Source organism: Rhodococcus sp. Leaf247 (assembly GCF_001426185.1).
Taxonomy (GTDB): domain Bacteria; phylum Actinomycetota; class Actinomycetes; order Mycobacteriales; family Mycobacteriaceae; genus Rhodococcoides.
On sequence record NZ_LMRP01000001.1, the window covers coordinates 1,341,249 to 1,353,385 of the forward strand.

The 12,137-nt window shown below is 66.2% G+C and carries 9 protein-coding genes; 4 read left to right on the forward strand and 5 right to left on the reverse strand.

What is annotated here, in order from left to right:
* Nucleotides 1-4: 4 nt before the first annotated feature.
* Entirely contained in the window at nt 5-3,388 is a 3,384-nt protein-coding gene (locus ASG64_RS06380) for a pyruvate carboxylase (RefSeq protein WP_056071165.1), read from the reverse strand.
* 208 nt (nt 3,389-3,596) lie between these two features.
* Here ASG64_RS06380 and ASG64_RS06385 point away from each other — a divergent pair, with 208 nt between their 5' ends.
* Genes ASG64_RS06385 through ASG64_RS06400 form a run of 4 tightly spaced genes read left to right on the forward strand, consistent with a single transcriptional unit; the run spans nt 3,597 to nt 8,138 of the window.
* Nucleotides 3,597-5,336, forward strand: coding sequence for a PEP-utilizing enzyme (locus tag ASG64_RS06385; protein WP_056071167.1), 1,740 nt, complete (start codon nt 3,597-3,599; stop codon nt 5,334-5,336).
* The gene (locus ASG64_RS06390; RefSeq protein WP_056071170.1) at nt 5,333-6,268 is read left to right on the forward strand and encodes a TIGR03619 family F420-dependent LLM class oxidoreductase; all 936 of its coding nucleotides are present in this window, start codon (nt 5,333-5,335) and stop codon (nt 6,266-6,268) included. The genes ASG64_RS06385 and ASG64_RS06390 overlap by 4 nt, the downstream gene beginning before the upstream one ends.
* On the forward strand, nt 6,268-7,374 hold the full coding sequence (locus ASG64_RS06395; protein WP_056071175.1) for a zinc-binding dehydrogenase: 1,107 nt from the start codon (nt 6,268-6,270) through the stop codon (nt 7,372-7,374). The genes ASG64_RS06390 and ASG64_RS06395 overlap by 1 nt, the downstream gene beginning before the upstream one ends.
* Complete coding sequence (locus ASG64_RS06400; protein WP_056071178.1) at nt 7,371-8,138, forward strand: SDR family NAD(P)-dependent oxidoreductase; 768 nt, start codon at nt 7,371-7,373, stop codon at nt 8,136-8,138. Before ASG64_RS06395 ends, ASG64_RS06400 begins: the two co-directional genes overlap by 4 nt.
* Here ASG64_RS06400 and ASG64_RS06405 read toward each other — a convergent pair.
* From ASG64_RS06405 to ASG64_RS06420, 4 genes are read right to left on the reverse strand one after another with little or no spacing between them, the layout of a single operon-like run.
* On the reverse strand, nt 8,135-9,181 hold the full coding sequence (locus tag ASG64_RS06405; protein ID WP_056072815.1) for a zinc-dependent alcohol dehydrogenase: 1,047 nt from the start codon (nt 9,179-9,181) through the stop codon (nt 8,135-8,137). The genes ASG64_RS06400 and ASG64_RS06405 overlap by 4 nt on opposite strands.
* A gap of 8 nt (nt 9,182-9,189) precedes the next feature.
* A complete protein-coding gene (locus ASG64_RS06410) occupies nt 9,190-10,167 on the reverse strand; it encodes a TIGR03621 family F420-dependent LLM class oxidoreductase (protein WP_056071183.1) in 978 nt (325 codons plus the stop codon).
* The gene (locus ASG64_RS06415; RefSeq protein ID WP_235579507.1) at nt 10,164-11,006 is read right to left on the reverse strand and encodes a sugar phosphate isomerase/epimerase family protein; all 843 of its coding nucleotides are present in this window, start codon (nt 11,004-11,006) and stop codon (nt 10,164-10,166) included. Before ASG64_RS06415 ends, ASG64_RS06410 begins: the two co-directional genes overlap by 4 nt.
* Nucleotides 11,007-11,012: 6 nt before the next feature.
* Nucleotides 11,013-12,137 (reverse strand): sugar ABC transporter substrate-binding protein, encoded by a 1,125-nt coding sequence (locus ASG64_RS06420; protein WP_162245364.1) that lies wholly within the window; start codon nt 12,135-12,137, stop codon nt 11,013-11,015.

Genomic DNA, 12,137 nt, shown 5'->3' on the forward strand with positions numbered 1-12,137 from the left:
GAGGTCAGGCGACCACCAACAGCAGATCCCCACCGTCGACCTGGGCCGCGCGGCCGATCGGAACTCTGGTGACCGTGCCGGCCCTGGTCGCGGTAATGGTCGCTTCCATCTTCATGGCCTCGATCGAGCCCACCGATTCACCCTGCGCGACCACGTCACCCTCCTTCACCGACAGCGTCACGACGCCACTGAAGGGTGCGGGCAGGTGACCGGGGTCGGTGCGGTCGGCCTTCTCGGCGGACCGGGTGGTGGTCTCGATGCTCCGGTCACGAATCCGCACCGGGCGCAACTGTCCGTTGAGGATGCACAGAACGTTCCGGATTCCTTTGGCGTCCGGGTCCGAGATGGCTTCGAGTCCGATCAACAGTTCGACACCCTGCTCGAGCCGAACACGGTGCTCCTCCCCCTGCCGCAGTCCGTAGAAGTACTGGTTGGTCGAAAGCTGCGAGGTGTCGCCGTAGTCCTCCCGATGCTGTTCGAACTCCCGTGCGGGAGCCGGAAAGAGCAAGCGGTTCAACGTGGTCCGGCGTTCGGGACCGGAGGCGGACAGCTTCTCGTCGTCGGCCTCGGTCAGCGGCGTGACGGGATGCGGTTCGGCCCGGCCGGTCAGTGCCCGACTCCGCAGGGGTTCCGGCCAGCCGCCGGCCGGTTCACCGAGATCGCCGCGAAGGAAGTCGACGACCGACCCGGGGATGTCGTAACTCGACGGGTCGGCGGCGAACTCGGCTGCCGTCGCATCGGCTCCGACCAGAGCCAGCGCCAGGTCTCCGACCACCTTCGACGACGGTGTCACCTTGATGAGCCGGCCCAACACCCGATCCGCCCCCGCGTAGGCCGCCTCGATGTCCTCGAAACGGTGCGCGAGCCCCAGCGACGATGCCTGCTGTCGCAGATTGGAGAGTTGGCCACCGGGGATCTCGTGGGTGTAGACGCGACCGGTCGGCGCCGGCAGGCCGGATTCGAACGGTGCATAAGTGGAACGCACTGCTGCCCAATACGGTTCGAGGTCGCAGACCGCGGCGAGGTCGAGTCCGGTGGCGCGGTCGGTGTGATCGGTGGCCGCGACGATCGCCGACAACGCAGGCTGACTCGTCGTGCCGGCCAGTGCCGCACTCGCCCCGTCGACGGCATCGACGCCCGCTTGCCACGCGGCGTAGTACGTCGCGAGCTGACCGCCGGGGGTGTCGTGGGTGTGCAGGTGCACGGGCAGATCGAAGCGTGACCGCAAGGCGGTGACCAGGGTCGCCGCGGCCGCCGGGCGCAGTAGACCGGCCATGTCCTTGATCGCCAGGACGTGGGCACCCGCGTCGACGATGCGTTCGGCCAGGCGCAGGTAGTAGTCGAGGTCGTAGAGAGTCTCGTTCGGATCGGCCAGATCGCCGGTGTAAGACATCGCCACCTCGGCGACGGCGGTTCCGGTCTCTCGCACCGCATCGATGGCCGGCTTCATCTGATCGACGTTGTTGAGCGCGTCGAAGATTCGGAAGATGTCGACTCCGGTGTCGGTGGCCTCCTGCACGAAGGCGTGCGTGACGCGGTCGGGATACGCGGTGTAGCCGACCGTGTTTCGGCCGCGGAGGAGCATCTGCAGGCAGATGTTGGGCATCTCGGCGCGCAGGGCGGCGAGTCGGTCCCACGGATCCTCGTGCAGGAAGCGGAGCGCGACGTCGTAGGTGGCGCCGCCCCACGCCTCGACGGAGAACAACTGCGGCGTCAGGCGCGCGACGTGGGGCGCCACCGCCACGAGATCGCGGGTGCGCACCCTGGTCGCCAGCAAGGACTGGTGCGCGTCGCGGAAGGTGGTGTCGGTGACCGCGAGCGCAGTGGCGGAGCGCAGGTCGGCCGCGAAACCGGTCGGTCCGAGTGCGATCAGCCGGTCTCTCGAACCGTGGGGAGGCGCGGATCGGGTGTCGATCTGCGGAAGCTTGTCGATCGCGTACACCGGTGACGGCCGCTCACCGTGCGGACGGTTGACGGTGACGTCGGCCAGGTACCGCAGGATGCGCGAACCACGGTCGGCAGAGATGTTCTGCGTCAACAGCTCCGGATGCTCTTCGATGAACGTCGTGGTGACCTTCCACGCGAGGAAGTCCGGGTTGTCCAGTACCGCCTGCAGGAACGGGATGTTGGTCGCCACACCGCGTACTCGGAACTCGGCGATCGCCCGTCGAGATCGGGCGCTCGCCGTCGCGAAATCGCGCCCACGACAGGTCAATTTGACCAGCATCGAATCGAAGTGGGACCCGATCTCCGAACCCACTCCGACGCTGCCGTCGAGGCGCACACCCGACCCTCCGGGGGTGCGGTAGGCCGTCACGCGGCCGGTGTCCGGACGGAAGCCGTCGGTCGGATCCTCGGTGGTGATGCGGCACTGCATCGCGAAGCCGCGGATCACGATGGAGTCCTGGCTCAATCCCAGATCGGCCAGGCTCTCACCGGACGCGATGCGCAGTTGCGAGCCCACCAGGTCCACGTCGGTGATTTCCTCGGTGACCGTGTGTTCGACCTGGATTCTCGGATTCATCTCGATGAACACGTAGTTGCCGTGCGGGTCGAGCAGGAACTCCACGGTGCCGGCACAGGTGTAGCCGATGTGCCGGGCGAACTTGACCGCGTCCGCACAGATTCGTTCTCGCAGTTCGGGATCCAGGCCGGGTGCGGGAGCGACCTCGACCACCTTCTGATGGCGACGCTGCAGGGAGCAATCCCGCTCGAACAGGTGAATGACCTCGCCCGTCGCATCGCCGAGGATCTGCACCTCGATGTGCCGGGGGTCGACGACTGCCTGCTCGAGAAAGACGGTCCCGTCACCGAACGCGGTCTTCGCCTCGCGCGACGCGGCGTCGATGGCGTCGCGCAGCTGTTCCGGTGCGGCCACCCGGCGCATTCCGCGTCCGCCACCGCCGGCGATCGCCTTGACGAAGATCGGGAACGACATCGTCTCGGCCGCCGCGATCAACACGTCGGGATCGTCGGACGGTGCCGACGATGCGAGGACCGGAAGCCCTGCCGCTGTGGCTGCGGCGATAGCGCGCGACTTGTCTCCGGTGAGCTCGAGGATCTCGGCGGACGGGCCGACGAACGTGATACCGGCGGCCTTGCAGGCTGCGGCCAAGGTGGCGTTCTCCGACAGGAAGCCGTACCCCGGGTAGACCGCATCGGCGCCGGCTTTGCGTGCCGCCGCGATGATTTCGTCGACCGAGAGGTACGCGCGAACCGGGTGACCCGGCTCGCCGATCTGATAAGACTCGAACGCCTTGGCGCGGTGCGCCGAATTGCGGTCCTCGTAGGGGTACACGGCCACCGTGGAGGCGCCCAGTTCGACCGCCGCACGGAACGCGCGGACGGCGATCTCTCCACGATTTGCGACGAGGACTTTCGAGAACATGATGTTCCTCCCGGATAGGGGTGTGAGCTGAGTCTCCCACAAGATTGGACCTGTTACTAGATTGGGAGTCAAGTTAGTAGAACGGGACTCGAACCAAGATCACCGCTTCAAACTGCTGCGTAATATCTCTGTGCATGTTTCCATTGGCCCGTTGTTTCTATAGTGTGACTTGAAATACAGTCCCACAGCCACAGATGAGGAGGACTCGATGAGCACCGACCAGAATCCCGACAGTTGGATCACCGACTGGGAGTTCAGCGAGCGGTATCCGGTGTACACACGGGCGAACGCCGGTGAAGTTCTGCCCGACCCGTCGAGTCCGCTCAACGTCACCCTCGTGTGGAACAAGGGGTTGAACATCGGTTGGCGTGAGGGCTACGTCGAGCACCTCGGAACTCACCTCGCGTCGGAGATCGACGAGGAGATGCCGGAAATCATCGGCAACTTCGGCGGGTACCACTACACGAACTTCTCGATGACAGAACTCAACGGTGCGCGGCTGCCCGGACTCACCGTCCCGGTCTGGAACAGCCTGTGGGTCGGCGACCATCCGGACATCCCCGAGTACGTCGAGAAACCCGGCCACGAGAATGCCGAGCTCACCGCCGGCCTCGCCGAGAAGACCGCATGGTCGCTGACCACGGACACGTTCCCCGAAGCCGAAGAAGCCAAGCGCCGTGCCGATCTCGCGCGTGCGAATCGACCCGACGTCACCGCGATGAGCGACCAGGCGCTCGTCGACCACGCCCGCTCCTTCGTTCCGGACCTGATCTTCTGCTACGCCTACCACCCCGTCACCACCACACTGTCGACGATGGGGCCGGCCGTCGCGGGCGCGCTGCTGGAAACCATCGGCGAGGCAGACAAGCTCGGCGACCTCCTAAGCGGCCTCGGCGGAGTCGACTCCGCGGAGCCCTCCTACGCGCTGTGGAACATGGGCCGCCTCGTGGCCGGGTCCGCAGAACTCACCGCACTGTTCGACGACGGCCTGGCCACGTTGCTGGACACCGTCGATGCCAGCGGCACCCCCGACGCGAAACAGTTTCGAACGGACTTCGACGACTTCCTCTACAAGTACGGCTCGCGTGCGCCCAACGAGTGGGACATCCGTTCGGACAGTTGGGAATCCAAGCCCGTCCTGGCTCTGCTCGCCGTCAACGGCATGCGGATGAGCCCAGCCGAGAACGATCCCGAACTCATCCGGGAGCGCAACCAGGCCAAGCGCATCGCGCTCACCGCCGAACTCGCCGCAAAGATGCCGGACGACGCCACCAGGCAGAGCTTCCTCGACGCCGCCAAATCCATCACCAAGTTCATGCCGTGGCGTGAACGTACCAAGACCGCGTGCGTGAAGGTCATGGGCGAAATGCGGACAGCCCTCTACGAATTGGGCCATCGCATGGTGGACCGAGGAGTCATCGGCGACCACCACGACATCACCATGCTGCTCGACGACGAGCTCGACGCCTTCGTGGCCGACCCCGAGTCCTTCGAGGACACGATCGCGAGCCGGCGTGAGCAATACCTGGCTCTCTTCGAGCTCGAACCGCCGTTCTTCCTGTTCGAGAAGCCGTTGCTGTCGCAGTGGCCCAAGCGCACCGAACACAAGGCGCAGATCGCCGCACCGGGCGACAAGTTGTCCGGTGTCGGCGGTGCACCGGGCGTGAGCCGCGGCCGTGCCCGAATTCTGCACGACCCGTACGAGGTCGGCGACCTGGCCGAAGGTGACATCATCGTTGCGCCGCAGACCGATCCGGCCTGGACGCCCCTGTTCGTCTTCGCCGGCGGTGTCGTGGTCAACGTCGGTGCCACCATCACCCACTCGTCGATCGTCTGCCGCGAGCTCGGCATCCCCTGTGCCGTGTCGGTGCAGGACGCCACGTCCCGCATTCCCGACGGCGCGATGATCGAGGTCGACGGCAACACCGGAACGGTCACCGTTCTGTGAGGATCGGGCTCACCCTCCCCCAGCTCGGCGAGCACGTCGACGTCGGAGCCGTGCGCGAGTTCGCCACCTCGGCCGAGGAACTCGGGTTCGCGAGTCTGTGGGTCCAGGAGCACCTGTTCTATCCGGAACAGAACGAATCGATCTACGGTGGCCGGCACACCACCAGCGTCCACCCGGCCTACCGCTCGGTGCTCGGCGCCACGGAGCTGATGGCCTACGTGGCGGCCTGCACCCGGACGGTCATGATCGGCAGCAGTATCCTGGTGGCCGGCTATCATCGCCCCATCGAACTGGCGCAACGACTTTCGACTCTGGACGTCCTGTCCGGCGGACGCCTCGTTGCCGGACTCGGCGCCGGCTGGTCCGACGAAGAACACGGCCAGATGGACGTCGATCCGCGGACTCGCGGTCGACGGATGAGTGAACTGGTGCAGGCCGTCCAGGCGTGCTGGGGTCCTGATCCCGTGCAGTTCGACGGCGAATTCTTCACCATCCCCCGCTCCGTCGTTCGGCCCAAACCCGTGCAGCAGCCGCACCCACCGCTCCTGTCCGGCCTTCGCTCGGCGACCGGATTGGCCCGCACCGCAGCGTTGTTCGACATCTGGAACCCCAGTAGCGGGACACCCGAAGCGCTGCTCGACCAGCTCGCCACCATGGCCGGCATGCGGCCCGACGGCGCCGATCCGGTGCGGCTGTTCCTGCGGTCGTACTTGCAACGGCCGACGGATGCCGTCGGTTCGGGCGGTCACGGTATCGAGGGCGTGCAGGGAGACCTCCGGACCGCGCTCGCGGCCGGTGCGGAACAATTGATAGTCGAGCTCAACTTCTGGGACGAGATGGACTCGGCCGCTCACTGGGCCGAGGCCCCGTCGCGCCTGGCCGTGCTGCTCGAGACCGCCGCAGAACTGACCACGTCGAAAGCGAGTGCATGATGAGAGCCGCAGTGTTCGACGGCACCAGCCCGTCCCTGACCGTCGAAGAGATCCCCCGCCCGGAGCCGAGGCGCGGTGAGATCTTGCTGAAGGTGACCGCATGCGGTGTGTGCCACACCGACCTGCACGTCCTCAAGTCCGAGGTGAAGTTCCCCGTTCCCGCCGTGCTGGGACACGAGGTGTCCGGCGTCGTCGAGACCATCGGCGAGGGCGTGGAGAACGTCGCGGTCGGCGACCGCGTCGTCTGCAGTTTCATCATGCCGTGCGGCGATTGCCGGCACTGCGTGAGCGGCAAGGAAGATCTGTGCGAGAAGTTCTTCGCGCACAACCGACTGAACGGAACGCTCTACGACGGCGACACACGACTCGCCCGCGCGGACGGGACACCGCTCGCGATGTACTCCATGGGCGGACTGGCGGAGTACTGCGTCGTTCCCGCGTCCGACGCGTTCATCGTCCCCGAGGGCGTCGGTCTGGGCGAGGTGTCCATCCTCGGGTGCAGTTCCTTCACCGCGCTGGGCGCGATCAACAACGCCGAGCTCTCGCTCGGGGATCGCATCGCGGTCATCGCCGCGGGTGGGGTCGGATCGTCGATCGTCCAGTTCGCGGTCGCTGCGGGCGTCTCGCAGATCATCGCGATCGACATCGACGACGACAAGCTGAAAGCCGTTGCCGCCCTTGGCGCTACCCATACGATCAACTCGATGACCTCCGACGCGGTGGCCGAGGTCAAGGCGTTGACGGACGGGCACGGTGTCGATGTGGCGTTCGAGGCCCTCGGCAACGCACGCACGTTCGCCACAGCCCTGGACATCCTCGACGACGGTGGACGCGCGGTCGTCGTGGGCATCGCTCCCGCCGGCAGTGTCGGTGAGATCGACCTCGCCCGACTGGTGCGGCGCAAGCTCGAGATCCACGGCTCCTACGGTGCGAAGAGCCGCACGGACATGCCGGCACTTCTGCGGATGGTGTCGGGCGGAATCGTTGCGCCCGAGCGCGTCATCACCCGCCGCTATTCGCTCGACCAGGTGGACGAGGCCTATCAGGCGCTCGCACGCGGTGAGATCGTCGGTCGCGCGATCATCGAGATGGACACGAGCTCGTGAGCAACGGTCTCGTGGCGGTCGTCACCGGCGCAGCGTCCGGGATCGGCCGCGCCGCAGTCGAGATCATCCTCGAACGTGGCGGGTCGGTGGTCGCCTTCGACACCACCCCGGAGTCACTGGATTGGTTGGCGGGCAACGACAATGCGGTCTCGTTCGTCGGCGACGTGACGCACGCCGACGACAACCGCGCCGCTGTCGAACAGGCCGAAAAGTCCTTCGGCCGACTCGATGCCCTGGTTCTCAACGCCGGTGTCCCCGCGTCGGGGTCCATCGAGACCCTCGACATGGATGTCTTCGATCGCTCGATCGATGTCAATCTCAGGGCGATCGCACTCGGTGTACGCGAAGCCATTCCGGCGTTCCGCCGCTCCGGCGGTGGCTCGGTCGTGATCACGGCGTCGGCAACCGCACTGGGCGGGGAACCCAACCGGTGGCCGTACGCCGCAGCGAAAGCGGGTGCGGTCAACATGGCGCGGTCGTTCGCCCTCGACCTCGCGAACGACGGTATCCGCGTCAACGCCGTCTGCCCCGGCCCGATCAGTACCGGGATGACCAAGCGCATCGAAGAGAACACGCCCGATCGCTACGAGTCGCTCAAAGGCATGGTGCCTCTGCACCGTTGGGGCACCGCCCGCGAGGTGGGCGAGGTCATCGCGTTCCTCGCCTCCCCGCTCGCGTCGTTCGTCACCGGGGTGGCGATCCCGGTCGACGGCGGCGCCACCTGCGGCAGCGGCCAGACCGTCCCGGTGCCCGCCGGGCTCTAGCGGTTCGGGTCCACCAGCACCTTGGCGTGGGTGCTGGTGCCGCTGTCGAGTTCGTCGAACATGGCCACCAACTCCCCCAGACCGATCGTCCCGGTGTGCAGCGACTTCACGTCGATTCGGCCTTCGGCGATCAGCGTCATCGTGCCCTTGAAGTCCTCGTGCGAGTACGCCAGCGAGCCGATCACCGTCAGTTCGCGCGACTGCCAGTCGCCGTAGCTCACCGACGAATCGGTTCCGGGATATCCGAGCAGCGCCAGCGTTCCACCTCGACGAACCAACTCCGCCGAGGGCTGAAACAGCGCGGCGACGCCGGTGCATTCGAACAGGATGTCCGCGCCGAGACCGTCGGAGACCTCGCCGAGCAGAGCCGCGAGTTCGCCGGGTTCCACCACATGGGTGAAGCCCAGATTCGTTGCCGCCGAACGACGTGCGGCCGACGGTTCGCTGACCAGCACTCGACCGGCGCCGGCGGTGCGAGCATGCTGCGCGGTCAGCAGTCCGATGGGACCGGCGCCCTGGACCACGACGATCGACCCGAGCGTGATGGCGGCTCGTTTGACCGCATGGAACGTCACGGTGGCCGGCTCCATCAACGCGGCCTCCTCGTCGGACAACGCATCCAGTACTGGAATCGCCCGTCGTGCCGACACTTTCAACTTGGTGGCGAAACCACCGTGGACCGGTGCGTCGTCGGTGATTCCGTTGGCCTCCGCGAACGCGAGATCGCAATTGGCCGCGTGCCCGGCGCGACACTGAGCGCACACCCCGCACGCCGGCCCGACACCCGCGACCACGCGTTGCCCGACGCGCACCGTCGTGACGTCGGTACCCACCGCACTGATCGTGCCCGTCCATTCGTGTCCGAACACCGCCGGCGGCAGCGCCGCCGACGCGTATCCGTGCGTGTCGGTCGCGCAGATGCCGCAGTACCGGATGTCGACGACGACCCCGTCCGGGGCCGGTGTGACCGCGTCCTCGACGACAGTTTCCGCGTCCTTGGGTGCGACGATGTGGACGTACTTGTTCTCGACTGCAGATGTCATGTCAGCGTTCACTTTCCGGTCATACGCTCGACGACCGGTGCGAACTGTTCGTACGCGCGATCGCCGATGGTGAAGTAGGAGAAACCGAACTCATCGCGTCGCTGCTCGAGTTGATCGCAGATGTTGTCGACGGTCCCGACGAGCGCGTGCGGAAAAGCGCGCAGTTCGTCGCGGGAGAATCCGGTGCGGTCGAGCAGCGACTGTTCGGTGACGTCCGTCGCGCCGTCGATCGCGACGAAGTAGGCACCGGTCTCGAGTTCGATGTCCGGGAATCGATCACCGGCTCCGTCCCGCACCCAGGCAAGTTTCTTGTGCGTCTCGTCGACCGTCGAGGTCGCGACGCTGTCGGAACCGAGTACGCCGGAACGGTTGTTGAAGTTGATGCTCACGATGTCGGCGGTCTTGCCTGCCAAGGTGAGGACTCGCCGGGCGCCGCCGCCGATCATGATCGGCGGCGTGACCTCCGGCACCGGTAACGGTACGAAATCGCGTGCCTTGACGAATTTCCCGTCGACGTCGATCGCCGCACCCGCGAGATACTGCGTGATCAACTCGACGGTCTCCTCGAGCCTGTCGACGCGCATGCCGGCGGAGGGAAAGTCGATGCCCATGGCCTCGTACTCCGCGCCGAGCCACCCTGCACCCAGACCGACCTCGATCCGGTCGGGCGCGAACATCGCCAGTGTCGCAACCTCTTTCGCGAGTACCACCGGTTCGTGGTAGCTCGCACAGAACATGCGGCAGCCGACCTTCAGGGTGTTGGTCACCTCGGCGGCCACCGCCATGCTGGCGACAGGCGCCATGGTCACCGGACGATGCCCGGTCGGATCGAGCGCCGCACCGGGACCGATGTAGTGGTCGGACACGTGCAGGGCGGAGTAGCCCATGTCCTCGACCCGGCGCGCGACGTCCCGCCATTCCTGTCCAGTGTTCGCCCGATACACCTGGGCGGCGAACCGAAACGGTCGCTGGAGTTTGTTGGTCATGAGTACAGTTTCTCATTCGAGTGCGGCATCCGGTCGAGCACCGTCCACGTCGCCCGGCCGAGTTCGGCTATCCATCCGCCCGGATCGGTGACGCTTCGAGCCGAGGGAGCCTCGACACTCAGTGCGGCCGACGCCGGGAGTGCCTGCAAAAATTCCACGAGCGGGAGGGCACCCGCGCCCGGCGCCAGCCGGTCGGTTCGGGCTTCGGTGATGGCCGCGTTCGGATCCGTCGACGGGTCCGCCGACACCGCGTCGCACAGCTGGCAGTACGGCAACAGATCCGGTGCGACGGCGGTGAGATCGGCGACGCCGGAACCCGCACGCGCCCAATGCAACGCGTCGACGAGCACACCCGGCCGACCGGACACACCCTCGACGAATGCTGCGGCCGCCGTCACGTCCCGCACCGAGGAGAAGATCATCGGTTCCAGACAGGTGCGAAGGCCGTACTCGCCGGACAGTTCCGCGAGCTCCGAGAAGTTGCTCTCGGCGCGAACTCGATCGTCGTCGAGCACCGTGACGAGAAGGTGGTCCGCGCCCAGTTCTGCGCCGGCCTCGAGCACCGCTGACCAATCACCGCGCGAACTCCCGGGATGCAGTTTCACCACTTCGACGTCGAGCACCCGCATCCCGCTATCCGCCAGGGCGGACTTGGTGTCGCGGAGCAACGCGGACCCGGCAGGGAGCTGAAAACCCCTGTCCTGCCGGGTCTGCGCCACTCGGACACCCACTGCGGTGAACCCGCCCGCAGCTGCGAATTCCACGAATTGCGGCGGCGGCACCTCGATCGCCGACAAGGACGACAGCGACACGATGCGTCCGGCTGCTGACTGGTTCACGCGCGGCTACTTCTTCCAGAGAGTCTTGAACTGATCCTGGTAGTCGGCGACACCGACGTAGTAGCCGGTGTCCTCGTCGAGTACTGCCGTCTCGATGTTGTCTTTGTTGAGCAACTGAGTCGGCATGAACGCGGCGTCCGCCTCGGCGAGATCGTCACCGTTGAACTGACGGGCCAGCGTGTCCAGCACGCGCCATCCGAGAATCTGGACCGGGAACCCTACCCACACACTGTTGTCGCCGTCCTTCAGCGACTGCAGGTTGTCCGGTGTCGGAGTCTGACCGGCGAACGTGACCTGGTCCTGCAGGCTCGCGCCGCGCAGTGCCGCGTCGACACCGAGAACGAGGTCTCCGAAGGAGAAGACTGCGTAGTTGATGGTCGGGTCCCGCTGGAGCGTACTGACGACGCTCTGCGGGGTCTTGGTTCCGAGGTCGGTGACCTGCTGGTTGACGAGTTGAACCTTGCAGTCCGGGCATTGGCTCGCCAGCTGCTCGGTGAACGCGTCCGTGAACACGTTGAGGATCGAGTAATCGGTGATCGAGAAGATCGCGACGTTGGCTTCGCCGTTGCTGTCGGCGACCACCTGACTGGCCACCATCTTGCCCCATTCCTGCACCTGCGCATCGCCGTCGAGCGCGGTGGAGATGACGCCGGGAACCGGTTCGCCCGCAATACTGTCGGCGACCACCGGAATGCCCGCAGCCTCGGCCGAGGCGATCTGCTTCGTCAGCATCGTCAACGGTGTGCCGGAGATGTGGATGGCGTCCGGGTTCAGGGCAATGGCCTGATCCATGGCCTTGGGTGCCGCTTCGGCGTCGGTGCCCATCAGAACACGCTGGTATCGCCACCCCAGTACATCCGCGGCCTGCTGAATGGCGTCGTTCTTGGCACTGGAGATCGGCTGGGGCGTCTCGATGCTGATGACGTACTTGCCCTCGTCCGGCGCCTTGCTCAACGGCGTCGTCAGCACGAGATCGGTCGGCGCTGCTTCGTACTGGTCGGCGACCGCCTGCGCACCGGCGACGTCCGCCGCCTCACCGGTGGTCGTGTCTTCCGAGCTGCTGCAGCCGGTCAGGACCAGGCTCGCGGCAGCAATGCCGGCCAAAGCCTTTGTCCAAGTTGTGGTTTTCAC